This window comes from Burkholderia cepacia (assembly GCF_029962485.1).
Classification (GTDB): domain Bacteria; phylum Pseudomonadota; class Gammaproteobacteria; order Burkholderiales; family Burkholderiaceae; genus Burkholderia.
Genome location: NZ_CP073637.1, coordinates 460,528 through 485,988, shown reverse-complemented (window position 1 = coordinate 485,988; position 25,461 = coordinate 460,528). Strand labels below are relative to the sequence as shown.

Here is a 25,461-nt window from a genome sequence, read left to right as displayed (position 1 = left end):
ACAACAAACCGAGAGAGACCATGCCTGCCCTGCTCCGCCGCGCGACGCGCATCGCGACCCTGTCCGTCGCTTTTTTCGTCGTATGCGCCGCGCTGCCTCCTTCTGCGCATGCGTACCGCGCCACGCCCGGCTACGGTAACGAAGCCGATCTCGACCGTCACGACACGTATCGCAACCGCGACGGCGAAACCGTGCATGCGCCCGCGCATTCGAAATCGGGCCGCGTGCCGGAAGGCGCGAGCGCGCGCTGCCGCGACGGCACGTACAGCTTCAGCCGTCACCGGCGCGGCACGTGCTCGGGGCATGGCGGCGTCGCCGCGTGGCTGTAACGCGGCGCATCCCATTGGCTGCGCCGCGCCAGCGGCAGCCGGCGGCGAAGTACAATACGCGTTCGCACCGCCGACACGCGGCGACGCCGCCGCGCCCCGCGCGGCATGCTCCGTACCGAATCACCCGACGCCGCCACGCCCGCGCGCTGCGCGGCCGTCTCAACCACTTCTGACTTTCACACCGAAATGGCCCAATACGTTTTCACGATGAACCGGGTCGGCAAGATCGTGCCGCCCAAGCGCCAGATCCTGAAGGACATCTCGCTGTCGTTCTTTCCCGGCGCGAAGATCGGCGTGCTCGGCCTGAACGGCTCGGGCAAGTCAACGCTGATCCGCATCATGGCGGGTGTCGACAAGGACATCGAAGGCGAAGCCACGCCGATGCCGAACCTGAACATCGGCTACCTGCCGCAGGAGCCGCAGCTCGACCCGACGAAGACCGTGCGCGAAGCCGTCGAGGAAGGCCTCGGCGACCTGTTCCAGGCCAACAAGAAGCTGGAAGAAATCTACGCGGCCTACGCGGAACCGGACGCCGACTTCGACGCACTCGCGGCCGAGCAGGCAAAGTACGAGGCGATCCTCGCATCGAGCGACGGCGGCAGCCCCGAGCAACAGCTCGAAGTGGCGGCCGACGCGCTGCGCCTGCCTGCGTGGGACGCGAAGATCGAGAACCTGTCCGGCGGTGAGAAGCGCCGCGTCGCGCTGTGCAAGCTGCTGCTCGAAAAGCCGGACATGCTGCTGCTCGACGAACCGACCAACCACCTCGACGCCGAATCGGTCGACTGGCTCGAGCAGTTCCTCGTGCGCTTCCCGGGCACCGTCGTCGCGGTCACCCACGATCGCTACTTCCTCGACAACGCCGCCGAGTGGATTCTCGAACTCGACCGCGGCCACGGCATTCCGTGGAAGGGCAACTACAGCAGCTGGCTCGACCAGAAGGAAGAGCGCCTGAAGCAGGAAGAAGCATCGGAATCGGCACGCCAGAAGGCGATCAAGAAGGAACTGGAGTGGGTGCGCCAGAACCCGAAGGGCCGTCAGGCGAAGTCGAAGGCGCGTATCGCGCGCTTCGAGGAACTGAGCAGCCAGGAATACCAGAAGCGCAACGAGACGCAGGAAATCTTCATTCCGGTCGGCGATCGCCTCGGCAACGAAGTGATTGAGTTCAAGAACGTCAGCAAGGCGTTCGGCGATCGCCTGCTGATCGACAACCTGAACCTGAAGATCCCGGCCGGCGCGATCGTCGGCATCATCGGCCCGAACGGCGCCGGCAAGTCGACGCTGTTCCGGATGCTGACGGGCAAGGAACAGCCGGATTCGGGCGAAGTCGTGATGGGCCCGACGGTGAAGCTTGCGTACGTCGACCAGAGCCGCGATGCGCTCGACGGCTCGAAGACGGTGTTCGAGGAAATCTCGGGCGGCGCCGACGTGCTGACGGTCGGCAAGTACGAAACGCCGTCGCGTGCGTACATCGGCCGCTTCAACTTCAAGGGCGGCGACCAGCAGAAGATCGTCGGCAACCTGTCCGGCGGTGAGCGCGGCCGCCTGCACCTCGCGAAGACGCTGATCTCGGGCGGCAACGTGCTGCTGCTCGACGAACCGTCGAACGACCTCGACGTCGAAACGCTGCGTGCGTTGGAAGATGCGCTGCTCGAATTCGCGGGCTCGGTGATGGTGATCTCGCACGATCGCTGGTTCCTCGACCGGATCGCGACGCACATCCTCGCGTTCGAAGGCGATTCGCAGGTCACGTTCTTCGACGGCAACTACCAGGAATACGAAGCCGACAAGCGTGCGCGCCTCGGCGAGGAAGCCGCGAAGCCGAAGCGTCTGCGCTACAAGCCGATCAGCCGCTGACCGGCGCGGCCCGGGTGCCCGGCACGGCGGCAACGCTGGGCCGGATGCCGACGGGGCCCGATTCCGGAGCGGGACAAAGAAAAAGCGGGCCGATGGCCCGCTTTTTTATTCGCCCGAGCCTTCGCCCAACGCTTACGCGAGCGCGCCCAGTTCGCGCAGCCGCGCCTCGGTCGTCGCCGCGCTCGTGTGATGAATGCCGTGCCAGCCGAGCGCCGTCGCGGCCGCGGCGTTCTTCGCGTTGTCGTCGATGAACACGAGTTCGTGCGGCGCGATGCCCGGCAGGTGCGGCTCGATCCGCGCGTGCATCTCGCGGTAGATCGCAGGATCGGGTTTCACGAGCTTCACACGGCCCGACACGACGATGTCCTTGAAACGCCGCAGGATCGGGAAGTTGTCCCACGCATACGGAAACGTCTCCGCAGACCAGTTCGTCAGCCCGAACAGCGGCATCCCCTGCGCGTCGAGCCGGTCGACGAGCGCGGCACCTTCGTCGAGCACGCCGCCGATCATCTCGTGCCAGCGCGCATAGAACGCACGGATCAGCGCCTCGTGCTCCGGAAACTTCGCGACGAGTTCGGCCGTACCTTCCTCGATCGTCTGCCCGCCGTCCTGGCGAACCACCCAGTCCATCGCGCACACATGCGTGAAGAACCAGCGGCGCTCCGCGTCGTCGGGAATCAGCTCCCTGTAAAGGTACTCGGGGCTCCAGTCGATCAGCACGCCGCCGAAATCGAACACCACGGCCTTGATCGTCATGCGAACTCCGTTGTCAGCACGTCGGCGAGCGGACGCGGCGTGACCGCGTTGCCCGACAGCGAATTGTTTGCCCAGATGAAGTGGTGATGCGCGACGATCTGCGCGGCCGACAGGTGCGCGCGCTCGTTCGTCGTGTGCAGGTCGGACACGACGGTCGTCCGGTAGCCGAGCAGCGCGGCACGGCGCGCGGCCGAATCGACGCAGAACTCGGTCGCGTAGCCGCAGATCAGCACCGAACGGATGCCATGGCGGTCGAGCTGCGCCGCGAGCGGCGTGTCGTGGAACGAATCGCTCATCTGCTTGCGCACGCGCCAGTCGTCGCTGCCGACGACCAGCCCCGCATGCAGCTCCCAGCCCGGCGTGCCGGGCACGGCATCGTCGTCCGCATCGCCGTCGTGCTGCACGAAGCAGACGGGCGCGTTTGCCGCGCGCGCCGCCGCCGTCAACCGGTTGATGCCCGACACGACGTCGTCGAGCCGGTAAGCGGGCTGCGCCCGCTCCACCAGCCCGCGCTGCATGTCGATCACGATCACTGCAGTGTCCGCCATTGCTTGCCCTCGGTTTTGTCGTTCGGCCGTTGTCCGGCCGTTATCGCATGTTGTTACGTCAGATCGGCTGCGTGCGCGCGTCGAGCCATGCCTTCGCATCGCCGCTCAGGTGCCGGCCGACGCGCTCGCGCACCGTCGCGTGATACGTGTTCAGCCACGCGCGCTCTTCGTCGTGCAGCATCTCGATCAGCACGCAGCGCGTGTCGATCGGGCACAGTGTCAGCGTCTCGAACGCGAGGAAATCGCCGAATTCCGTCTTCCCGGCCGCGCGGTTCACGACCAGGTTCTCGATCCGGATGCCCCACTGGCCAGGACGGTACACGCCCGGCTCGATCGACGTGATCATGCCCTCTTCCATCGCCGTGTGCGGCTCGGCCGGCGCGTAGTGCGAGATGACCTGCGGGCCTTCGTGCACGTTCAGGAAATAGCCGACGCCATGCCCCGTGCCGTGCCCATAGTCGAGCCCGGCCGCCCACATCGGCGCGCGTGCGATCGCGTCGAGCATCGGCGAGCGGATGCCGCGCGGGAAACGTGCGCGCGACAGCGCCATCATCGATTTCAACACGATTGTGAAATCGCGCCGCTGCAGGTCGCTGACGGTGCCGACCGGCACGACGCGGGTGATGTCGGTCGTGCCCGTCATGTACTGGCCGCCCGAATCGATCAGCAGCAGGCCGTCGCCGGCGATCGTCGCGTGCGACTCGGGCGTCGCGTGGTAGTGCGGCATCGCGCCGTTCGCGTTGAAGCCGGCGATCGTCGCGAAGCTGGCGGACACGTAGCCGGGGCGCCGTGCGCGTGCGGCCGTGAGCTTCTCCTCGATCGTCAGCTCGGTGATCGCCTCGCGGTTCACGGCCTGCTCGAACCACGCGAAGAATTCCGCGAGCGCGGCGCCGTCGTGCTCCATCGTCACGCGCACGTGCTCGATCTCGGCGGACGTCTTGCGCGACTTCGCGAACGTCGAAGGATTCACGGCCTCCACGAGCTTCACGCCGGCCGGCACGGCCTCGAGCGTGCCGAACGTCACGCGGCGCGGGTCGACCAGCAGCGTCGCGCCAGCGGGCAGCGCCGCGAGCGACGCGCGCGCGGCGTCGTAGGCACGGACGTCGACGCCGTCCTGTGCGAGCGACGCGGCCAGCGCCGGCGACACCTTGCCGTCGGCGACGAACAGCGTCGCGCGACCGGCACCGATCATTGCGTGCGCAACGAACACGGGATTGAAGTTGACGTCGGCGCCGCGCAGGTTGAACAACCAGGCGAGATCGTCGAGCGTCGACACGAAATGCCACTGCGCACCCTGCGCGTGCATCGCGCGGCGCACTTCGGCCAGCTTGCTCGCGCGCGTCGTGTCGGCCTGCGGCGCCGCGTGCTCGAACACCGCGTCGCCGGGCAGCCCCGGCCGCTCGGGCCAGATCGCGTCGAGCAGGTCGAGATCGGTGCGCAGCGCGATGCCGCGCGCGCTCAGCGCGGCCGTCAGCCCGCGCGCGGCCGCGACGCCGAGCACCGCACCGTCGACGCCGACCGTCATGCCGGCCGGCACGTTCTGCGCCAGCCAGTCGACGTGCGGCGCGCTCTGCTGCCCGCCCGTCATCTTCATCAGCTGCACGCCCGTGCCGGCCAGCTCGGCGTCGGCCTGCACCCAGTAGCGGCTGTCGACCCACAGCCCCGCGAAATCCGCGGTCACGACCAGCGTACCGACCGAGCCCGTGAAGCCGGACAGCCAGCGGCGCGCCTGCCAGCGCTCGGGCAGGTACTCGGACAGATGGGGATCGGCGGACGGCACGAGATAGGCGGCCAGGTCCTCGCGGGCCATGGCGCCGCGCAACAGCGCAAGGCGGGCCGGCACCGGCGAGACTTCGGGAAGACGGGCATTCATGATTTCACCTGAGAGCATTCAGCGACGGGCCGACAGCGCGACCGTCGCGGCTACGGCGAGGAACGCGACGCCGGTGCAGACCGGCCATTCGAGCGTCTCGCCATCGTAAAACAGTCCCGAGAGATTGCCGGCCATGCGGGCGGCCGCCGCACCCACGATGCCGGCGAGCACCGCGATCCACCACGCCGGCCGACTCGTGCGCCGCATCGGATGCAGCCAGCGGCCCAACAGCCCCACGGCCGCTCCCAGGACAAGGATTCCAAACCAGTTCATTCGACGCCTTCTATAAATTCGGATTCGTCCAATAGGCGTGAACGTTACCAGCGGCTAGCATCGATTCATCCATCGAACCCGGGACCAGCCGGGTGCCGCGAACATTCGAGTGTAGGGGCCGACTCGACGTTATGGCAAGCGCGCACCGGCTGCCGTATTGAAGAAATTCTCATGCGAATCGCTCTGATCGATCCGGAAGCGCGTCATACCGCACTCCTGAACCGCCTGCTCTTCGCGGGCGGTCACGTGTGCCACGCGTTTTCGTCCAGCACCGCATTCTTCGCATGGCTCGCCGCCGACAACACCTGCGACATGCTGATCACCTGCCACTGGGCCGGCGACCAGCCGGCTCAGGAGGTCATTCCGCGCGCGCAGGCGGTCCTGCCCGGTTTGCCGGCCATCGCGATAATGCAGTCGCCGCGCGAAAGCGAAATCGTCTCGTGCCTGCACGCGGGCGCCGACGATTGCCTCGCGCGGCCCGTGAGCGGCCCCGAGCTGCTTGCGCGCGTCAACGCGCTGAGCCGGCGCGCCGGCGTACGCCGGCCGCCCACTCGCTCGCGCGAAATGTATGGGGAATATGCATTCGACGCCACGCACGATCTCGTGCGCTTCGGCGACGCAATCGTTTCACTGACGCCCAAGGAATTCCGTTTCGCCCAACTGCTGTTCGCCAACCTGTCGCGGCCCGTATCGCGCGCCCATATCCTCGAAACGGTGTGGGGGCGCCGCCGCGACATGAAGTCGCGCACGCTCGATACGCACGCGTCCCGGTTGCGCAGTAAATTGCGGCTGCTTCCGGAGCGCGGCTACCGGCTGCTGCCGCTCTACGGCTTCGGCTATCAGCTCGACCGCGTACCGATCGAGCCCCCAAATTCGCGGCCCCGCCACGCTGATGCCCGGTATGCGGCGAGTGAGGAAATCGCTGAAACGCTATAATATGGGGCTAAACGATAGCCCTCGATATGCAACTCCTCACGATCGGAATCAATCACCACACTGCGCCTGTCGCCCTGCGCGAACGCGTGGCGTTTCCGCTCGAGCAAATCAAGCCGGCTCTCGTTACGTTCAAGAACGTGTTTCTCGGCCCCCAGGCGCCCAATTCGCCCGAAGCGGCGATTCTTTCCACCTGCAACCGCACCGAGCTGTACTGCGTGACCGACGATCGCGCGGCACGCGAAGGCGCGGTCCGCTGGCTGTCGGAGTATCACCGGATTCCGGTCGACGAACTCGCCCCGCACGTGTACGCGCTGCCGCAGTCTGAAGCGGTCCGGCACGCCTTCCGCGTCGCGTCCGGCCTCGATTCGATGGTGCTCGGCGAAACCCAGATTCTGGGCCAGATGAAGGACGCCGTTCGCACCGCGACGGAAGCCGGCGCGCTCGGCACCTATCTGAACCAACTGTTCCAGCGTACTTTCGCGGTCGCGAAGGAAGTGCGCGGCACGACCGAAATCGGCACGCAGTCGGTGTCGATGGCCGCCGCCGCGGTGCGCCTCGCACAGCGGATCTTCGAAAAAGTATCGGATCAGCGCGTGCTGTTCATCGGTGCCGGCGAAATGATCGAGCTGTGCGCGACGCACTTCGCCGCGCAAGGCCCGCGCGAACTCGTCGTCGCGAACCGCACGGCCGAACGCGGCCAGCGGCTCGCCGAACGCTTCAACGGCCGCGCGATGCCGCTGGCCGACCTGCCGGCCCGCATGCACGAATTCGACATCATCGTGTCGTGCACGGCGTCGACGCTGCCGATCATCGGCCTCGGCGCAGTGGAGCGCGCGGTGAAGGCACGCCGCCACCGCCCGATCTTCATGGTCGACCTCGCGGTGCCGCGCGACATCGAGCCCGAAGTCGGCAAGCTGAAGGACGTGTTCCTCTACACCGTCGACGATCTCGGTGCGATCGTGCGCGAAGGCAACGCATCGCGCCAGGCGGCGGTCGCGCAGGCCGAAGCGATCATCGAGACGCGCGTGCAGAATTTCATGCAATGGCTCGACACGCGCAGCGTCGTGCCGGTGATTCGTCACATGCATACGCAGGCCGACGCACTGCGCCGCGCCGAAGTCGACAAGGCGCAGAAGCTGCTCGCACGCGGCGACGATCCGGCCGCCGTACTCGAAGCGTTGTCGCAAGCGCTGACCAACAAGCTGATCCACGGCCCGACGAGCGCGCTCAACCGCGTGAACGGCGCCGATCGCGATTCGCTGATCGACCTGATGCGCGGCTTCTACCAGCACGCGCCGCGCTCGAACGACCAGTCCGGCCACTAGCGCCGGCCGGTCGCCCTGCCGCCGGCCGCGAGCCGGCCTATCCTTTCCGAATACCCCTTGCCCGGGAGCGCCGCTCCACACCATGAAGACGAGCATGCAACGCAAGCTCGACCAGCTGTCCACACGGCTGGCCGAACTGAACGATCTGCTGAGCCGCGAAAACGTCACGGCCGACCTCGACCAGTACCGCAAACTGACGCGTGAACATGCGGAACTCGGCCCGGTCGTCGAGCAATACGCACTGTGGCGCCAGTCGCGCAATGACGAGGCGGCCGCGCAGGAGTTGCTCGCCGATCCGTCGATGCGCGACTTCGCGGAAGACGAAATCCGCGACGCGCGCGACGGCATGGCGCGCCTCGAGACCGAGCTGCAGAAGATGCTGCTGCCGAAGGATCCGAACGACGACCGCAACATCTTCGTCGAAATCCGCGCGGGCGCGGGCGGCGACGAATCGGCGCTGTTCGCGGGCGACCTGCTGCGCATGTACCTGCGCTTCGCGGAACGCCAGCGCTGGCAGGTCGAAATGATGTCGGAGAGCGCGTCGGATCTCGGCGGCTACAAGGAAGTGATCGTGCGGATCGCGGGCCAGGGCGCGTATTCGCGCCTGAAGTTCGAATCGGGCGGCCATCGCGTGCAGCGCGTGCCGGCGACCGAGACGCAGGGGCGCATCCATACGTCCGCGTGCACGGTCGCGGTGATGCCGGAAGCCGACGAGATCGGCGAAGTCGAGATCAATCCGGCCGACCTGCGGATCGACACGTTCCGCGCATCCGGCGCGGGCGGCCAGCACATCAACAAGACCGATTCGGCGGTGCGCGTCACGCACATCCCGACCGGGATCGTCGTCGAATGCCAGGACGACCGTTCGCAGCACAAGAACAAGGATCGCGCACTGAAGGTGCTCGCCGCGCGCATCAAGGACAAGCAGTATCACGAGCAGCACGCGAAGGAAGCCGCGACGCGCAAGAGCCTGATCGGCTCCGGCGACCGTTCCGAACGGATTCGTACGTACAACTTCCCGCAAGGCCGGATGACCGACCACCGGATCAACCTGACGCTGTACCGGCTCGAGGCGATCATGGACGGCGATCTTGACGAGCTGATCGGCGTGCTCGTCACCGAGCACCAGGCCGAGCTGCTTGCGTCGCTCGGCGAAGCCGACTGAGGCCGCGATGCCCGACACCACCGCCGACGAACTGCTGCGCGCGTCGCCGCTCGACGCGGTCGATGCGCGCGTGCTGCTCGCGCACGCGCTCGGCTGGACCCGCACGCAGCTGATCACGCGCGGCGACGCGCCGCTCGATGCGGCCGCGGTCGAACGCTACCGCGCGCTCGAAGCGCGCCGCGTCGCCGGCGAGCCCGTCGCGCAACTGGTCGGGATGCGCGAGTTCTTCGGCCGCCCGTTCGACGTGACGCCCGACGTGCTGATCCCGCGCCCCGAAACCGAACTGCTCGTCGAAGCCGCGCTCGATGCGATCGACGGGCTGCCGCATCCGGCCGTGCTCGATCTCGGCACCGGCAGCGGCGCGATCGCCGTGTCGATCGCCGTCGAGCGTCCCGATGCGCGCGTGTGGGCGCTCGACCGTTCGCCAGCCGCGCTCGCGGTCGCGCAACGCAACGCGGACAAGCTGCTCGACGCACGCCGCCCCGGCGGCCCGCTGCAGTGGCTGCAGAGCGACTGGTATGCGGCGCTCGATCCGGCGCTCGTGTTCGATACGATCGTCAGCAACCCGCCGTACATCGCACAGCACGATCCGCACCTCGCGCAGGGCGACCTGCGTTTCGAGCCGCGCGGCGCACTCACCGACGATGCCGACGGCCTCAGCGCGATCCGCACGATCGTCGCGGGCGCCGGCACCCGTCTGAAACCGGGCGGCACGCTCTGGATCGAGCACGGCTACGATCAGGCCGAAGCCGTCCGCACGATCCTCGCCTCACACGGCTTCGTCGCGGTCGAATCGCTCGCCGATCTCGCCGCGATCGAACGCACGACCGGCGGCCGGCGGCCGGGCTGATGCCCGGCCCGTCCGGTTGAAATCCGCTATCATTTCGATCTAACGCCCCGCAAACGCAAGGTCAGTCATGGACACCCAACAACGTATCAAGCAAATCGTCGACGAAAACCAGGTCGTGCTCTTCATGAAGGGCAACGCGCAATTCCCGATGTGCGGCTTCTCCGGCCGCGCCGTGCAGGTGCTGAAAGCCTGCGGCGTCGACCAGTTCAAGACGGTCAACGTGCTTGAAGACGACGAAATCCGCCAGGGCATCAAGTCGTTCTCGAACTGGCCGACCATCCCCCAGCTCTACGTGAAGGGCGAATTCATCGGCGGCTCGGACATCATGATGGAGATGTACCAGTCGGGCGAACTGCAGCAACTGTTCGCCGCCGCTTAACACGCGGCACCCGCTCCCCTTTCGATGGCATCTCCCAGCGCGCCGCCACGCCGGCTGATCGTTGCGATCACCGGCGCCACCGGCGCGATCTACGGTGTCCGGCTGCTCGACCTGCTGCGCGCCGCGGGCGGCGTCGAAACGCACCTGCTGGTTTCGAACGCCGGCTGGCTCAACATCCAGCATGAACTCAGGCTGCCGAAGGCCGATCTCGAAAGCCGCGCGGACGTCGTGCACTCGGTGCGCGACGTCGGCGCAACGATCGCGTCGGGTTCGTTCGCGACCGACGGGATGGTGATCGCGCCATGCTCGATGAAGACGCTCGCGAGCGTCGCGCACGGGCTGTCCGACAACCTGATCACGCGCGCGGCCGACGTCACGCTCAAGGAACGCCGCCGCCTCGTGCTGATGGTGCGCGAAACGCCGTTCAACCTCGCGCATCTGCGCAATATGACCGCCGTCACCGAGATGGGCGGCATCGTCTTTCCGCCGCTGCCCGCGTTCTACGCAATGCCGAAGACGATCGAGGAACTCGTCGACCAGACCGTCACGCGCGTGCTCGACCTGTTCGCGCTCAGCGCGCCGCAGACGACACCGTGGGCCGGCATCCGGCACGCCCAGTAAGCGCCACCACGGCGCCCTTCTTCGCGCATCTTCTTCGATTTTCACGAGAATTCATTCGATCGTACGCGTATTGACGATTAACCGCGTCGCCACGCATTGCGTTGCACCCATTATCAACAAACAAGCGTCAATCAAATTCCAAAACGCGGATTTATCAATACACGGTGCGCGCCTATAGTCACAGGCAAACCCTTTTCGCAGGCCACCACCATGAACCGCTTGCCTTCGCTGTACCTGTCCCACGGCGCTCCGACGCTGCCGATCGACCCGACGCTGCCGTCCGGTGCGTTCACGCACCTCGGCGCCCAATTGCCGCGCCCGCGCGCGGTGCTGATGCTGTCCGCGCACTGGGGCACGCAACGGCCGGTCGCGAGCGTCGCCGCGCATCCGGAAACGATCCACGATTTCTACGGCTTCCCGCAGGCGCTGTACGACATCCGCTATCCGGCACCGGGCGCGCCCGACGTCGCCGAACGCGCGGTGACGCTGCTGAACGCGGCCGGCATCGCGACCGCGACGACCGAGCACGGCCTTGACCACGGCGCGTGGGTGCCGATGCTGCTGATGTACCCGGAGGCCGACGTGCCCGTCGCGCAACTGTCGATCCAGCCGCGCGCGGATGCGGCGCACCACTTCGCACTCGGCCGCGCGCTGCGGCCGCTGCGTGATGAAGGCGTGATGGTGATCGGCTCGGGCCAGATCACGCATAACCTGCGCGCAGCCGATTTCGGCGCGGCGCCCGAAGATGCGGACCCGCGCGTCGCGGAATTCACCGACTGGTTCGAGGCGAAGCTCGCCGCGCGCGATGTCGACGCGCTGCTCGACTACCGCCGGCAGGCGCCGCACGCAGCGCTGATGCATCCGACCGACGAGCATCTGCTGCCGGTCTTCACGGCGCTCGGCGCGGCGGACGACGATTACCAGCTCGGCATCCAGTCGCTCGGCACCTATCAGCGCGTGCTCGCGATGACGAACTACGTGTTCGCCAGCACCGGCGCCTGAGCCGCGCCGCAATCGTCGCCGCAAACAAAAAGCCCGCCCGAGCGTCGCTCGGGCGGGCTTTTTTTCGCTGCGTCCTGTCGCCGCCGAATCCGGCGACAGGTCAGGCGTCAGGCACCGACCCCTTCGAGGATCTCGTCGTGCGATTCACGCTCGTCGAGATACTTGGTCCGGTAGCCGGTATTCACGCCCCAGAAGTAGAACACCAGCGCGATTGCCGCGACGACCAGCATGTCCCAGCCGTACGGCAGCACGCCGTGGCCGCCGAATTCCTTGCTGCCGATCAGCGACAGCACGGCCATCGTCGGCAGGTACGCGACCAGCCACCATGCAGCCTTCAGGTCGGCGCCCCAGCCGCTCCAGCCCGACTTCGCCTGGAAGAAGAAGTACACCGGCAGCGCGACGATCATCAGCAGGATGATTTCGCCCGTCAGCGGCCACTTCGCCCAGTACAGGATCAGCGACGCGCACACGAACGCGAACGGTGCGATCAGCTTCATCAGCGGAATCGACAGCGGACGCTCGATGTCCGTCGCCGCGCGGCGCAGCGCCATCAGGCTGATCGGGCCGGTCAGGTACGAGATCACCGTTGCGACCGAGATCACCGCTGCGAGCGAGCTCCAGCCACGGAAGAAGAACAGGAAGATGAACGACACGAGCAGGTTGAACCACATCGCCTGGCGCGGCACACCGTAGATCGGGTGCACGTTGCCGAACATCTTCGGCATCGTGTTGTTGCGCTCCATCGCGTAGATCATCCGCGTGGTCGTCGCCATGTAGGTCGTGCCGGTGCCGCTCGGGCTGATGAACGCGTCGACGTACAGCAGGATCGCGAGCCAGTTCAGGTTCAGTGCGATCGCGAGTTCCGCGAACGGCGACGAGAAGTTGAAGTGCGCCCAGCCCTTCGCGACGTCAGCCGGATTCACCGAGCCGATGTACGCCATCTGCAGCAGCACGTAGATCACCAGCGCGATCAGGATCGACGTGATCACCGCGAACGGCACGCTGCGCGACGGATTGCGCGCTTCGCCCGCCAGGTTCACGGGACTCTGGAAGCCGTTGAACGCGAACACGATGCCGCTCGTCGCGACCGCGGTCAGCACGGCCGACCAGCCGTACGGCGCGAAGCTCGCATTCGATGCGGTGCCGAGGTTCTCCGAATGGAAGCTCGTCAGCATCAGGCCGAGGATCGTGGCGCCCGGGATCAGGAACTTGAAGATCGTGATCGCGGTGTTCGCACGCGCAAAGGCCTTCACGCCCCAGTAGTTCAGCAGGAAGTAGATGACGACCAGCACGGCCGACAGCAGCAAGCCTGGTGTGGTCAACTCGCCGTTCACGAACAGCGCATGCGCCCACGGATACGGCCACGTGCTCATGTACTGGATCGACGCTTCAGCCTCGATCGGAATCACGGAAACGATCGCGATCCAGTTGGCCCACGCGCTGATGAAACCGACCAGCGAACCGTGCGAGTAGCGCGCATAGCGCACCATGCCGCCCGACTCGGGGAACATCGCGCCCAGTTCGGCGTACGTCAGTGCAATCGCGAGAATCACGACCGCGCCGATGATCCATGCGCAGATCGCCGCCGGACCGGCGATCTTCGCGGCTTTCCAGGCGCCGAACAGCCAGCCCGAGCCGATAATCGAACCCAGCCCCGTCAGCATCAATGCAAACGGGCCGATGTTCCGTTGAATAGAACTCTTCACATCCTCTCCTGTGTCTCAAAAAGCATGGTCGGCCTGCGGTCCGGGATCGGCTCGGACAGCACCGCGCACGCATTCTTGGGGGGACGCGCCACCCGATCAGGGCAACCCGTCCACGCGGCGCGTAGTTTAACGGTTGCACCTCAAACGTGCCGCCAAAATCGTTCGGCCCCTACAAAAAATTCGCATCGATTGCAAGCTTTGTAAACCTGATCTACGCAATAACCCTGAGTGCATGGGAATACGGTTGACCATAAGAACGATTAGCCGTATAAAGGACTTCGCAGGATTTCAAGTGGCGAGTGAATTGGTTCTTTCGTAGTTCGCCCATCAACGGTACTCCGGTTGGTCCTATTACCCCTTCCTTGATTTTCCGCACCCCATGGGCTTCGGCCCCGTTTTATCTTTTTAGGAACAAGTAACATGGCAACCGGTACCGTCAAGTGGTTCAATGACGCAAAGGGCTTCGGCTTCATCACCCCGGAAGGCGGCGGCGACGATCTGTTCGCGCACTTCTCGGAAATCCGCGTCGAAGGCTTCAAGACGCTGCAAGAAAACCAGAAGGTTGAATTCGAAGTGAAGACGGGCCCGAAGGGTCTGCAAGCTGCGAACATCCGTCCGGTCTAAGCTTGGCGCGATAATTCGTGAAAAAAAGCCCCGCTTCGGCGGGGCTTTTTGTTTTTCGGCGCCGGTTGTCCGGCATGGCGGCCTTTCAGCCGCTCGCATTCAACCGAATAATCGCTGCGCGTGAATGCCGAGACCCGTCGCGACACTCGCGAGGCGGTCGCCGAACACCGGCTGCGCATCCGGGAACGCGCCCGCAAGCGCACCCGACAGGAACGCGAGCCCGGTCGAACCACCGGTGAAATACAGTGCGCCGACATCGCGCGGCGCGATGCCCGCGAGCCGCACCGTCTCGCGTGCGGCGTCGACGATGCGTGAGGTGTCGTCGCGGCTCGCATCGACGAGGCGATCGGCGTCGAACGCGATCAGCAGGTCTTCTTCCACGTCGTTCAGGTTGATCATCGTCTCCCCGCCCGCCGCAACGCCGATCTTCGCTTCTTCCGCGCGCGCCATCAGCCCGTGCCCGAGCCGCTGCTCGACCACGCTCGTGAGCCGGTCGTACTGCCGCACGTCCTGGTACAGGTGCTTCATCAGCGTCAGCTCGCCGATCCGTTTCGGCGTGTAGACCGTGTTGATCAGGTGCCAGGTCGCGAGATCGAAGTAGATCTTGTTCGGCAGCTCGCGCCCTTCCGGGTCGAGCGAACGGTAGCCGAATGCGGGCAGGATCGCAGCCAGCTCGACACGCCGATCGTAGTCGGTACCCGCGACGTGCACGCCGTGGTGCGCGAGCACGTCGTCCTTGCGCTCGAGCCGCGCCATCCGCTCGGGCCCGACGCGCACCAGCGAGAAGTCGGACGTACCGCCGCCGATGTCGGCGACAAGCACGAGGCGCTCGGCCTGCTGGCGCGATTCGTAGTCGAATGCGGCGGCGATCGGTTCGTACTGAAAGTGCACGTCCGCGAAGCCGACCGATTGCGCGGCCGCCTCGAGCTGATCCTGCGCGAGACGGTCGGCGCGCGGATCGTCGTCGACGAAGAACACCGGCCGGCCGAGCACCGCGCGGCCGATCGGCGCGCCCGCGCGCGCTTCGGCCTTGCGCTTCAGGTGCGTCAGGAAGCGCGCGATGATTTCGGTGTACGCGATCGCGCTGCCGTCGCCGAGATCGGTCGTCGTTTCCGCGAGCGGCGAGCCGAGGATGCTCTTCATCGAGCGCATCAGCCGGCCGTCGAAACCGTCGATATAGGAAGCCAGCGCCGCACGGCCGTATTCGACCGTTTCTTCGTCGTTGTTGAAGAAAATCGCGGTGGGCAGCGTCAGGTGGTCGCCCTCGACGGGCGCGAGGCGTATGCCATCGCCGTTGGGCAGCGCTACGGCGGAATTGGACGTGCCGAAATCGATCGCGCAGTAAGTCATGGGAAATTGCCGCAGCAGGGCCGGCGCGAAAACGGAAAGGACGGGCTTTTTAACATGAAGCCCGCGGGATCACAACCGGGGCTGGCCACCGGTACCGCTCAGCGGGCACCGATGGCAACGGCGCGGTGCGCCGCGCCGGGGGCACGCGCGAACGGGATGCACGATGCAGCCCGCCCGCTCGCGCGGTCAGGCTGCCGCGTCGAAACTCTTCTTCCACGCGCCTGCATAAACGACTTCGCCGATCGCATGGCGCGTACGCGGCGCCTTTTCGCGATCGCGCAGCACGGGATCGAGCTTGTCGACGTTGCCGTAGTGGCCGAGCGAGATGATCGACAGGATCGCGACGTCGGCCGGAATCGCGAACGCGTCGCGAAACGCCTTCGCGTCGAAACCGCTCATCTGGTGTGCGGCGAGGCCAAGCGCGTGCGCCTGCAGCACCAGCGACATCGCGGCGGCACCCGCGTCGTACGACGCGGTCGGCGCCGGTTCGCCCTTCGACGTCAGCGTGTGCGCGGTCACCGCGATCAGCACGGGCGCCGGCGCATTCCAGCCCTGGTTAAACGGCACCAGCGTCGCGAACGCGCGCTTGAACGCTTCTTCGTCCTGCGCGCGATCGAATACGACGAAACGCCACGGCTGCGCGTTGTACGCGGACGGGGCCCAGCGCGCGGCTTCGAGCACTGCGTGCAGATCGCCGGCGCTGACGGGCTCGTCCGAATAGGCGCGCGGGCTCCAGCGGCCTGCGATCAGATCGTGAATCGAAACAGTGGTGGGAGCAGGTTTGACGGACATGCGGTTCCTCGCTGAAATCGATGAAGGGGCGCGAACGCCCGGCAAACCGCAAGCATACCCGCTTGAGCGGCTGCGCGCCCGATCCTCCCGCGCTATGCAAATCTCCGTGCCTGCATTGGCCGGCCGCGGGCTGCGCGGCCAGCCACGTTCATCGCGATCAGGCCGCCTGAGCGGCTGCGCGCGACGGGCCGCGGTTGATCCGCAGCACGATCAGCGCGCCGACGATGCACAGCCCGCCCGAGATCATTGACGCGATCGTGTAGGTGCCGAGGCTCGCGCGCAGCAGCCCGGCGCCGAGCGCCGCGAACGCCGCGCCGAGCTGGTGGCCGGCGACGATCCAGCCGAACACGACCGGCGCCGCGGCCTTGCCGAACACATCGGTTGCGAGCCGCACGGTCGGCGGCACGGTCGCGATCCAGTCGAGCCCGTAGAACATCGCGAACAGCGGCAGCCCGAAGAAATCGATCCCGAACGCATGCGGCAGGTAGATCAGCGACAGCCCGCGCAGCCCGTAGTACCAGAACAGCAGCACGCGGTTGTCGTAGCGATCGGACAACCAACCCGACAGCGTCGTGCCGAACAGGTCGAACACGCCCATCGCCGCGAGCAGCGACGCGCCCTGCACTTCGGTCATCCCGTAGTCGCTGCACATCGCGATCAGGTGCGTGCCGACATAGCCGTTGGTGCTCGCGCCGCAGATAAAGAAACTGAAGAACAGCAGCCAGAAGTCGCGCGAACGGCTCGCCATCAGCAGCGTGCGGAACGCGACCGCGAGCGGGTTCTCCTTCGATGCGTCAGGCGCGGCCGGCGCATCGGCCGGTTCGCCGTACGGGCGCAGCTGCAGGTCGGCCGGCCGCTCGGGCAGCAGGAAGGCGACGAGCGGAATCACGATCGCGGCCGCCACCGCGACGACCAGCACAACCGGCCGCCAGCCGTGGTGTTGCGCGATCGCCGCGAGCATCGGCAGAAACACGAGCTGGCCGGTGGCCGTGCTGGCGGTCAGGATCCCCATCACGAGGCCGCGCCGCGCGTGGAACCAGCGCGTGACGAAGGTCGCGGACAGCGTCAGTGCGACGACGCCCGTCGAGCAGCCGACCATCAGGCCCCAGATCACGACCATCTGCCAGCTCTGCGTCATCATCGACGACAGCGCGACGCCCACGCTCATCGTCACGAGCGCCGTGAGGATCGTCGGGCGCAGCCCGAAGCGCTGCATCGCGGCGGCCGCGAACGGGCCCGTCAGGCCGTACAGCGCGATGTTCACCGAGATCGCCAGCGAAATCGCCGCCCGGCTCCAGCCGAGCTCCCGCTCGAGCGGCACCATCAGCACGCTCGGCGTCGCGCGCGTGCCGGCTGCCGCCAACAGGATCAGGAATACCACCGCCGCCGCGAGCCATCCGTAGTGAAACCGCCCGCCGATTCTTGTCACTGCCCAGTTCATCTTCGCGTTCTCCAGTTGGCGGATCCGGCGCCATCGCACCCGCTCCGCCCCGACCAGGCCACCTCCGCCGCACATTTCCACATCGGCTGACCCGGGCCGACGCTTGGCATTTGTCTGTTGATCCGGCCGCGATTGTTACCGACCAGTCACAAGTGTGTTGCGATCGTAGTTACCAGTCGGTAACATGTCAAGCAATTCACTATGCAGCCGAGGGTCATCATGTCGGGCATCGAGATCGCCAAGCCGCCGGCGCGCCGCACGCGCCGGCCGATCGACGGCGCCACCGCGCAGGAGCACCTGCTGCGCGCCGCCGAGGAGCTGTTTTACAAGGAAGGGGTTCGCACGGTCGGCGTCGAGGCGGTCGTGGAGCGCGCGGGCGTCAACAAGATGAGCCTGTACCGCCAGTTCTCGTCGAAGGACGAACTGATCCTCGCGTATCTGGAGCGGATGGATGCGTGCTTCTTCGAGCGCCTCGATACGAGCGCCGCGAAGCACCCGGGCCAGCCGAGGGCGCAGTTGATCCAGTATTTCGTCGATCTCGCCGAGCGCGCGACGCAGAAGGACTATCGCGGCTGTCCGTTCGTCAATGTCGCCGCGGAATTCCCGGATGCGTCGCACCCGGCGCGCGAGCGTGTCGCGCAGAACAAGGAACAGCTGATGAAGCGGCTCGTCGCGCTGTGCGAAGGCGCCGGCGCGCGGCAACCGAAGGCGCTGGCCGACGCGCTTGCACTGGTGGTCGAAGGCATCTACGCGGCAAGCCAGACGTACCGGCACGGCGAGACGCCAATCGGCACCGCGCCCGCGCTCGTCACGCAGTTGATCGAAGCCGCCTGCGCTTGACGGGGCGCATACGCCCGAGCGCGGCGGGCCCGCTACAATGCGGCCCTCGCCGTTCTTCCGCCCGACTGGTTTCACGATGACCGACACCCGCACCGAATCGCACGACGACATCCTCGCCGCCACCCGGCACTGGCTCGCGCGCGCGGTCATCGGGCTCAATCTGTGCCCGTTCGCGAAAAGCGTCTATGTGAAGGAACAGGTGCGCTACGCGATCAGCGACGCGACAACGCTGGAAGACGCGCTCGCCGAACTCGAAACCGAGCTGCGCGCGCTCGATGCGGCGGATCCGCAGCAGGTCGACACGACGCTCGTGATCTTCCCGCATGCGTTCGCCGATTTCCTCGACTACAACGATGCGTTGTTCTTCGCCGAGCGGCTCGTGCAGCAACTGCGGCTCGACGGCGTGCTGCAGATCGCGAGCTTCCATCCGCAATACCGGTTCGAAGGCACCGAGCCCGACGATATCGAGAACTACACGAACCGCGCGCCGTACCCGATCCTGCACCTGCTGCGCGAGGACAGCATCGCGCGCGCGGTCGACGCGTTTCCGGATGCGTCCGCGATCTACGAAAAGAATCAGGAAACGCTGCGCCGCCTCGGCCACGACGGCTGGCGCGAATGGATGCGCCGGCCGGGCGACGACGTTTGACGCTCCGCGCGGGCGCGCGGGCTGCGCGTCAGCCTTCGGCCGGCTCGACGGCCTCGCCGCCTGCCGCCGCGGCTTCCGCCACGAAGAAGCGCTCGTTCAGTTCGGCAAGGCCGAACATCCCGAGGATCTCGTTCAACCGCTCGCCGGGCCGCCGGCGCGGCAGATTCTTGTACTGAGCGATGATCAGCTCGTTCTTCATCGAATGCTCCCAGCCGACCAGCTCGGTCACGCTGACCTGGTAGCCGTGCGCCTCGAGTTGCAGGCAGCGCAGCACGTTGGTGATCTGGCTGCCGAATTCGCGCGTATGCAGCGGATGCCGCCACACCTCGGTCAGCGCGTTCGCGAGCGACTTGCCCTTGTTCTTGCGCAGCACGCCCGCGACTTCCGCCTGGCAGCACGGCACGAGCACGATATGCTGCGCGCGCTTCGCGAGCGCGAAGCGGATCGCGTCGTCGGTCGCCGTGTCGCACGCATGCAGCGCGGTAACGACATCGACGGTTTCGGGCAGCTGCGGCGACGTGATCGAATCGGCGACCGACAGGTTCAGGAACGACATGCCGCCGAACCCGAGCCGCTCGGCCAGCTCGGTCGAGCGCGTGACGAGCTCCTCACGCGTCTCGATCCCGTACACGTGCGACGCGAATTCCGGCGTGCCGTGCCCCGGCTGCTGCTTGAAGAACAGGTCATACAGGATGAAGCCGAGATACGACTTGCCGGCACCGTGATCGACGAGCGTCACGTTGCTTTTGTCGGCTTGCACGCCGGCGAGCAGCGGCTCGATGAACTGGAACAGGTGATAGACCTGCTTCAGCTTGCGGCGGCTGTCCTGGTTCAGCTTCCCGTCACGGGTGAGGATGTGCAGTTCCTTCAGCAGCTCGACGGACTGCTCCGGGCGGATTTCGTGGGTTTTGTTCGACATCGTGATGCGGCGCCGGGCCACGGTCGGTCGACCACGGCCCGGCGGCGGGAATTCGTGAGGAATGGCGACAGTTTACCGAAAATACGCGGTCAGGCTCGCGCGCCGAGCCGCCAGAGCGACGTGACCTCGGCGCGGCGCGCCGCGTGCAGCGGATCGTCGGCGTCCATGGACTTCGGATGCGCGGGGCGGATGTCGTCGCGGCCGAGCACGACGAGGCCCGCCTCGTCGATCCATTGCAGCAGCGTCTCGCGCGGCCGCAGGCCGAGATGCTCGGCGAAATCGGACAGGATCAGCCAGCCTTCGCCGCCCGGCTCGAGGTGCGCGGCGAGCCCTGCGAGGAAACCGCGCAGCATGCGGCTGTCGGGGTCGTAGACCGCGTATTCGATCGGCGCGCTCGGCCGGGCCGGCACCCACGGCGGGTTGCAGACGACAAGCGGCGCACGGCCGGCCGGAAACAGGTCGGCTTCGACGACGTCGACCTGGCTCGCATGACCGAGCCGCGCGATGTTCTCGCGCGCGCAGGCGAGTGCACGCGGATCCTGATCGGTCGCGACGACACGCTCGACGCCGCGCGACGCAAGCACGGCCGCCAGTACGCCGGTGCCGGTGCCGATGTCGAATGCGAGCGACTTCGCCGGCAGCGGCGCGCGCGCGACGAGTTCGACGTATTCGCCGCGTACCGGCGAGAACACGCCGTAGTGCGGGTGAATCGGCGCGCCGCCGAGCGCCGGAATCGGTACGCCCTTCTTGCGCCACTCGTGTGCGCCGACGAGACCGAGCAGTTCACGCAGCGACACGACCGACGGTGCGCCGCCGGGGCCGTACGCCTCCTCGCATGCGGCTCGCACGTCGGGCGCGCGGCGCAGCGGGATCGTGTAGTCGGCGTCGAGCGGGATCAGCAGCATCCCGAGCGTGCGGGCGCGCTGCGACTGCGCGAGACGATGCAGATTGAATGCGTCGACACCGGCCGCGGCTTGCGCCTTCTTCGGCTTGCGCTCGACACGGCGCGCCATCGCCTGCACGAGCTGGCGCGCATTCTGGAAATCGCCCTGCCAGACGAGCGCGGTGCCCTCGCACGCAAGGCGATAAGCCGCGTCGGCAGTGAGGCGATCGTCGGCGGGCACCGCGCGCTTCGGCGGTTGCACACCGGCTTCGGAGCGCCAGCGCACGGCATGATCGGCGCCGTCGGCGTCGGTCCAGTGGAAAACAGGGGAATCGGTCACGCGAACTCGGTTACGGTTGGCTTCAATGGCGGCGAGAATTCACCGCGCGGACCACACCATACCGCGCTTTGCCCGACCCGGCAAAACGGGCGCCGCAACGCCCGCCAATCAGCGCTCGTCGCGGCGCAAGCGACGATCAGGCGAGATCGAAGGTTTCCGCACCGGGCGCATCGCGCTTGACGGCCGCGATGCCGTTCTCGCGGCCCTGCACGCTCCTGTACGTTTCGCTCGTGCCGATGATCTGGTGGTTGGCGGCCTTCAGGTTGAACATCGGCTCGCCGTTGTGGGCAAGCTTGCGCTCGTAGCGCTCATCCAGCGGCGCATTGTCCCGCACTGACGCGATCCCGTTTCTCGCGCCGCCCTTCTCTTCGTACCGCTCGCTCGCGAGGATGATCTCGCCGTTCGCCGACTTCAGGTGAAAGTAGTACTGACCGTTCGTGGCTTTCCTGATCTCGAATTTTGCCGCCATGGTTTGCTCCTGAAAGAATGTCCGACCCTCGGACATCGGCAAGTGTAGGGGCAACACCATCGAAAATCGGCATCACGCACGATAAGCATTGAAGACTGTCAAATGGTCAATTTTCAGTGACATTTGGACGACGTTTCCGAAAACCACACGACCTACCCGCCCCACCCCGGCATGACGGGCATGCGCAGCGTGCCCGCGTCGTTGAAGTGCACGGTGCCGAGCACGCCGCCCGCGAGCCGGCCGCGCAGCGCATACGGCAGCTCGCCGTTCGCGGCCGCGCCGGGCAGGTTCCACGCCTGCCGCGCGGCGGCGAATGCGGACACGGACACCGGCACGTCGAGCACGGCTTCGCCGAAACGCGGCACGGTGCCCGAGCGATCGCTGACGCCGCTCGCGAACGGCGTGCCGTTCAGGTCGAGCGCGACCGAGATTCCGTCGTATTCGATCGGCGCGTCGTTCGGGTTCTGCACGCGCAGCTTCAGGTTGAAGCGCATCTCGAGGCCCTGCCCGACGAGCGGGTCGAGCCCCGCGACCGACACGCGCACGGGGTCGCGCGTCAGCCCCGCGCAACCGCCGAGCAGCAGCGCGGCGGCAACCAGCATCAGCACGGCGCGCAGCGGCGCGAAACGGAACAGGGTACGTGGCATGGCACAGCCTCCTCGCGGCGATCGGTGAGCGGGTCGTCGATGCATTGTACCGAGCGCACCGCCCCACGCCGGATTTCGTAGTTTCCGCGGCAACCCAAGATCGTTAATAGATTAAAACTACGAATTCGACAGCTAAACGGAAAGCGAATTAATGACTTCCAGCATTCAATGAAGCGCCAAGAATTCAATAGATGCTCTTTCTAAATTTTTCGTTTCCTTTACCCAAAACCATCAAGTATATTTACGCATCCTTGGAGCAAGCCGACAAACCTTGAAGCCGCATGACGGTGAATTTACGGAACGGCAACACGCCTTCCTTCCGTCCTGCGGACTGGCCCGGCCAGCCCCGTAGGTCGTCGGTTCAAAGGGATTGCGCGCCCACGCCGGGCGTGCGGCCCCGTGTCGTGCGCGCGAAATCAATTCAGTACAACACGCGCCCGGCCATTTTGAACTGACAAGTTAACCAATATCCGGAAATCCAGAGGGGGCAGTAAACCATGATTACCTTCACGTAGTCGGCTACCGTCTTTCCGAATAATCCGTCATTGCCATTTTTTCGCCGTTGATTAACGGCGAGGGGATTGCTTTTGCCGGCGTTTTCGCAGCACTGAACGATTCTTTCTACAATCGAGGTTTCAGTCATGTCGATTCATATTCGCAAGATGCGTTATCTGCCGCTCGTCGCCGCCCTGGCGCTCGCCGGGTGCGGCGGCGACGACGGCGGTGCAGGCTCCGCTTCCGCGCTCAGCTCCGCCGGCGCGCCGCATACGGGCTCGTCGCCCGCCGTCACCGCGCCGCCGAGCGCATCCAACGTCGACAAGAGCGTGTCGCCTGTCGAGTTGCCGGCCACCGTGGTACCGGTGAACTACCGGCTGTGGTTCCGCCCGAACGAGGCGCTGAACGCGTTCGACGGCCGTGCAGATGTCGAAATCAAGGTGCTGAAGCCGGTCAACAACATCGTGATCGCCGGCCACCGGATCAAGTTCACGAACGGCCGCATCACGCTGCAGCCGGGCAACATCCAGCTGATCGCGACGCCGCAGGACAAGGGCGACTTCTATCAGCTGCGCCCCGTGAGCGGCACGATCTCGCCGGGCAACTACTCGCTGCACATGGAGTGGTCGGGCATCATCAACTTCAAGTCGTACGACGATCCGGTCGCGAAGACGGGCGGCAGCTGCGGAGACGATCCGTATCCGGGCTGCTCGGCCGCGGAAGGCATCTTCCGCGTCGACCTGAAGGGCACCGACGGCAAGACGAGCGGCGCGATCCTGACGCAGGGCGAAACCAACCTGTCGCGCCAGTGGTTCCCCGGCTGGGACGAACCGGCCTTCCGCCCGACCTATGAAGTGACGGCCGAAGTGCCGTCGAGCTGGCGCGTCGTGTCGAACGCGGCCGAGAAGCCGTCGACCAATGTCGGCGGCGGCTACAAGCTCGTGCAGTTCGAGAAGACCCCGCCGATGCCGTCGTACCTGCTGTTCTTCGGCGGCGGCCTGTTCGACACCTACGAGGACGACTTCACGAGCCCGCTGCCGGGCGGCAAGGGCGGCCTGCACCTGCGCGTGTTCACGCCGCCGGGCATGAGCGACTGGGCGAAGCCGGCGATGGATCGCACCAAGCAGGCGCTCGACTTCTACTACCGCTACACGGGCATCGCACTGCCGCTGACGAAGTTCGACACGGTGGCCGCGAACGACGCGTTCAAGGAGCAGAAGGACCTGAACTTCGGCGGGATGGAGAACTGGGGGTCGATCCTCGAGTTCGCCGACGACATCCTGCCGCAGCCGGGCCAGCCGATGTCGCACTACGGCAACGAGGTGCTGACGCACGAAGTCGCGCACCAGTGGTTCGGCGATCTCGTCACGACCGACTGGTGGGACAACGTATGGCTCAACGAATCGTTCGCGACGTTCTTCGAAACGAAGACGACGATCCAGTTCTTCCCCAACGAGTTCAGCTGGCTCGACCAGGTGAAGAACAAGTATCGCGTGATCAATCGTGACATCGGCCCGAACGCGTTCCCGGTCGCGCCGAACTTCAACGACTGGGCGTCGAACGATTTCGTGCTGAGCGCCAGCGCGTTCACGTACGACAAGGGCGGCCACGTGCTGAAGACGCTCGAGAACTATCTCGGCGAACAGACGCTGCGCAAGGGTCTGCAGCAGTACCTCGTCGACTACTCGTTCGGCAACGGCACGCCGAAGCGTCTGTGGGATGCGCTGTCGAAGGAAAGCGGCCAGGCGGTCGGCCCGATCGGCGACAGCTACGTGCGCCAGACCGGTGTCCCGCTGATCTCGCTCGACACGCAGTGCGACCTGACGAAGAACCAGACGGTCATCACGCTGAAACAGCAGCCGTTCCCGAACAAGAACGCGTATCCGGGCCTGCAGTGGACGGTGCCGATCACGCTCGCGTACGGTCAGGGTCTCGCGAAACGCACGACGCTCGCGCTGAAGGACACGCAGACGCAGACGCGGATCGACGGCTGCACGGGCGTGGTCGCCGACCCGAGCGGTCTTGACTACTACGTCGTGAACTACAGCGACGCGGCCTGGAGCGGGCTGCTCACGCAGGTCAACGGCTCGACCGATCCGGTCCTGCTGGCGAACCTGAAGAGCGAAGCCGCGCTGCTCGTCGCGAACAACCTCGCACCGGCATCGCGCTCGACGTCGATCGGCTCGGTGGCTTCGCCGGCCGCGATGAAGCTGCGCCAGACGCCGACCTTCGGCGGCGTCGAGCTGACGACGAAGGAGCGCCCGGCACTGCACTACCAGGGCGTCTTCAAGCCGCGCAAGGTAGTGACGCAGTAACGGTGCGCATCCGGCCGGCGCCGCGCAGCCTGCGGCGCCGGCCGGCGTACCGGCTTCTCCGACCTTTGACGGGCCTCGCA

26 protein-coding genes are annotated in these 25,461 nt (G+C 66.3%); 13 read left to right on the top strand and 13 right to left on the bottom strand.

Annotation, left to right across the window (positions count from 1 at the left end):
- Positions 1 to 20: 20 nt before the first annotated feature.
- Together KEC55_RS02255 and ettA are read left to right on the top strand one after the other, a co-directional pair.
- Positions 21 to 329 carry a DUF3761 domain-containing protein gene (locus KEC55_RS02255; RefSeq protein ID WP_282506564.1) on the top strand — a complete coding sequence of 103 codons (309 nt, stop codon included), beginning with the start codon at positions 21 to 23 and terminating at the stop codon, positions 327 to 329.
- A gap of 186 nt (positions 330 to 515) precedes the next feature.
- Entirely contained in the window at positions 516 to 2,183 is a 1,668-nt protein-coding gene (gene ettA / locus KEC55_RS02250; protein WP_282506563.1) for an energy-dependent translational throttle protein EttA, read from the top strand.
- Between the two features lie 132 nt (positions 2,184 to 2,315).
- Here the strand turns inward: ettA and KEC55_RS02245 are convergent, their stop codons facing one another.
- The 4 genes from KEC55_RS02245 to KEC55_RS02230 are packed head-to-tail and all read right to left on the bottom strand — an operon-like array spanning position 2,316 to position 5,633.
- Positions 2,316 to 2,939, bottom strand: a complete 624-nt coding sequence (locus tag KEC55_RS02245; protein WP_282506562.1) for an HAD family hydrolase — start codon at positions 2,937 to 2,939, stop codon at positions 2,316 to 2,318.
- Positions 2,936 to 3,487, bottom strand: coding sequence for a cysteine hydrolase family protein (locus KEC55_RS02240; protein ID WP_282506561.1), 552 nt, complete (start codon positions 3,485 to 3,487; stop codon positions 2,936 to 2,938). The genes KEC55_RS02245 and KEC55_RS02240 overlap by 4 nt, the downstream gene beginning before the upstream one ends.
- A gap of 58 nt (positions 3,488 to 3,545) precedes the next feature.
- Positions 3,546 to 5,360, bottom strand: coding sequence for an aminopeptidase P family protein (locus KEC55_RS02235; RefSeq protein ID WP_282506560.1), 1,815 nt, complete (start codon positions 5,358 to 5,360; stop codon positions 3,546 to 3,548).
- 18 nt (positions 5,361 to 5,378) lie between these two features.
- Positions 5,379 to 5,633 (bottom strand): hypothetical protein, encoded by a 255-nt coding sequence (locus KEC55_RS02230; protein ID WP_282506559.1) that lies wholly within the window; start codon positions 5,631 to 5,633, stop codon positions 5,379 to 5,381.
- A 171-nt stretch (positions 5,634 to 5,804) separates the two neighbouring features.
- Here KEC55_RS02230 and KEC55_RS02225 point away from each other — a divergent pair, with 171 nt between their 5' ends.
- From KEC55_RS02225 to KEC55_RS02195, 7 genes are all read left to right on the top strand, one after another.
- Positions 5,805 to 6,569 carry a response regulator transcription factor gene (locus KEC55_RS02225; protein ID WP_282506557.1) on the top strand — a complete coding sequence of 255 codons (765 nt, stop codon included), beginning with the start codon at positions 5,805 to 5,807 and terminating at the stop codon, positions 6,567 to 6,569.
- Between the two features lie 26 nt (positions 6,570 to 6,595).
- Entirely contained in the window at positions 6,596 to 7,894 is a 1,299-nt protein-coding gene (hemA, locus tag KEC55_RS02220; protein WP_282506556.1) for a glutamyl-tRNA reductase, read from the top strand.
- Between the two features lie 82 nt (positions 7,895 to 7,976).
- Entirely contained in the window at positions 7,977 to 9,059 is a 1,083-nt protein-coding gene (gene prfA / locus KEC55_RS02215; protein ID WP_282506555.1) for a peptide chain release factor 1, read from the top strand.
- 7 nt (positions 9,060 to 9,066) lie between these two features.
- Positions 9,067 to 9,909 (top strand): peptide chain release factor N(5)-glutamine methyltransferase, encoded by an 843-nt coding sequence (gene prmC, locus KEC55_RS02210; RefSeq protein ID WP_282506554.1) that lies wholly within the window; start codon positions 9,067 to 9,069, stop codon positions 9,907 to 9,909.
- A gap of 67 nt (positions 9,910 to 9,976) precedes the next feature.
- Positions 9,977 to 10,288: a Grx4 family monothiol glutaredoxin gene (gene grxD, locus KEC55_RS02205; RefSeq protein ID WP_121859134.1), complete on the top strand. Its 312-nt coding sequence runs from the start codon at positions 9,977 to 9,979 to the stop codon at positions 10,286 to 10,288.
- Positions 10,289 to 10,312: 24 nt separating this feature from the next.
- Positions 10,313 to 10,909, top strand: coding sequence for a UbiX family flavin prenyltransferase (locus tag KEC55_RS02200; protein ID WP_282506553.1), 597 nt, complete (start codon positions 10,313 to 10,315; stop codon positions 10,907 to 10,909).
- A 210-nt stretch (positions 10,910 to 11,119) separates the two neighbouring features.
- A complete protein-coding gene (locus tag KEC55_RS02195) occupies positions 11,120 to 11,911 on the top strand; it encodes a DODA-type extradiol aromatic ring-opening family dioxygenase (RefSeq protein ID WP_282506552.1) in 792 nt (263 codons plus the stop codon).
- Between the two features lie 107 nt (positions 11,912 to 12,018).
- On the opposite strand, the gene KEC55_RS02190 is transcribed toward KEC55_RS02195, so the two are convergent.
- Positions 12,019 to 13,617: an APC family permease gene (locus KEC55_RS02190; protein ID WP_282506551.1), complete on the bottom strand. Its 1,599-nt coding sequence runs from the start codon at positions 13,615 to 13,617 to the stop codon at positions 12,019 to 12,021.
- Between the two features lie 420 nt (positions 13,618 to 14,037).
- Here KEC55_RS02190 and KEC55_RS02185 point away from each other — a divergent pair, with 420 nt between their 5' ends.
- A complete protein-coding gene (locus KEC55_RS02185; protein ID WP_006477070.1) occupies positions 14,038 to 14,241 on the top strand; it encodes a cold-shock protein in 204 nt (67 codons plus the stop codon).
- A 99-nt stretch (positions 14,242 to 14,340) separates the two neighbouring features.
- On the opposite strand, the gene KEC55_RS02180 is transcribed toward KEC55_RS02185, so the two are convergent.
- The 3 genes from KEC55_RS02180 to KEC55_RS02170 all read right to left on the bottom strand — a co-directional run bounded on the left by KEC55_RS02180 (position 14,341) and on the right by KEC55_RS02170 (position 17,824).
- Positions 14,341 to 15,591, bottom strand: coding sequence for an Hsp70 family protein (locus KEC55_RS02180; protein ID WP_282506550.1), 1,251 nt, complete (start codon positions 15,589 to 15,591; stop codon positions 14,341 to 14,343).
- Between the two features lie 186 nt (positions 15,592 to 15,777).
- On the bottom strand, positions 15,778 to 16,383 hold the full coding sequence (locus KEC55_RS02175) for a nitroreductase family protein (protein WP_282506549.1): 606 nt from the start codon (positions 16,381 to 16,383) through the stop codon (positions 15,778 to 15,780).
- Positions 16,384 to 16,540: 157 nt separating this feature from the next.
- Positions 16,541 to 17,824, bottom strand: coding sequence for an MFS transporter (locus tag KEC55_RS02170; RefSeq protein WP_282506548.1), 1,284 nt, complete (start codon positions 17,822 to 17,824; stop codon positions 16,541 to 16,543).
- A 219-nt stretch (positions 17,825 to 18,043) separates the two neighbouring features.
- Here KEC55_RS02170 and KEC55_RS02165 point away from each other — a divergent pair, with 219 nt between their 5' ends.
- Both KEC55_RS02165 and KEC55_RS02160 read left to right on the top strand, forming a co-directional pair.
- Positions 18,044 to 18,664 carry a TetR/AcrR family transcriptional regulator gene (locus KEC55_RS02165; RefSeq protein WP_282507476.1) on the top strand — a complete coding sequence of 207 codons (621 nt, stop codon included), beginning with the start codon at positions 18,044 to 18,046 and terminating at the stop codon, positions 18,662 to 18,664.
- 76 nt (positions 18,665 to 18,740) lie between these two features.
- Positions 18,741 to 19,313: a DUF1415 domain-containing protein gene (locus KEC55_RS02160; RefSeq protein ID WP_282506547.1), complete on the top strand. Its 573-nt coding sequence runs from the start codon at positions 18,741 to 18,743 to the stop codon at positions 19,311 to 19,313.
- Between the two features lie 28 nt (positions 19,314 to 19,341).
- On the opposite strand, the gene KEC55_RS02155 is transcribed toward KEC55_RS02160, so the two are convergent.
- The 5 genes from KEC55_RS02155 to KEC55_RS02135 all read right to left on the bottom strand — a co-directional run bounded on the left by KEC55_RS02155 (position 19,342) and on the right by KEC55_RS02135 (position 23,214).
- Positions 19,342 to 20,232, bottom strand: a complete 891-nt coding sequence (locus tag KEC55_RS02155; protein ID WP_282506546.1) for a class I SAM-dependent methyltransferase — start codon at positions 20,230 to 20,232, stop codon at positions 19,342 to 19,344.
- Positions 20,233 to 20,321: 89 nt separating this feature from the next.
- Entirely contained in the window at positions 20,322 to 21,455 is a 1,134-nt protein-coding gene (locus tag KEC55_RS02150; RefSeq protein WP_282506545.1) for a class I SAM-dependent methyltransferase, read from the bottom strand.
- Positions 21,456 to 21,591: 136 nt separating this feature from the next.
- Entirely contained in the window at positions 21,592 to 21,924 is a 333-nt protein-coding gene (locus tag KEC55_RS02145) for a YegP family protein (protein ID WP_282506543.1), read from the bottom strand.
- Between the two features lie 152 nt (positions 21,925 to 22,076).
- The gene (locus KEC55_RS02140) at positions 22,077 to 22,571 is read right to left on the bottom strand and encodes an LEA type 2 family protein (protein WP_282506542.1); all 495 of its coding nucleotides are present in this window, start codon (positions 22,569 to 22,571) and stop codon (positions 22,077 to 22,079) included.
- A 421-nt stretch (positions 22,572 to 22,992) separates the two neighbouring features.
- Positions 22,993 to 23,214 carry a hypothetical protein gene (locus KEC55_RS02135; protein ID WP_176051181.1) on the bottom strand — a complete coding sequence of 74 codons (222 nt, stop codon included), beginning with the start codon at positions 23,212 to 23,214 and terminating at the stop codon, positions 22,993 to 22,995.
- Between KEC55_RS02135 and KEC55_RS02130 the strand changes: the two genes are divergently transcribed.
- Positions 23,213 to 25,381, top strand: a complete 2,169-nt coding sequence (locus KEC55_RS02130; protein ID WP_282506541.1) for a M1 family metallopeptidase — start codon at positions 23,213 to 23,215, stop codon at positions 25,379 to 25,381. The genes KEC55_RS02135 and KEC55_RS02130 overlap by 2 nt on opposite strands.
- Positions 25,382 to 25,461 lie beyond the last annotated feature (80 nt).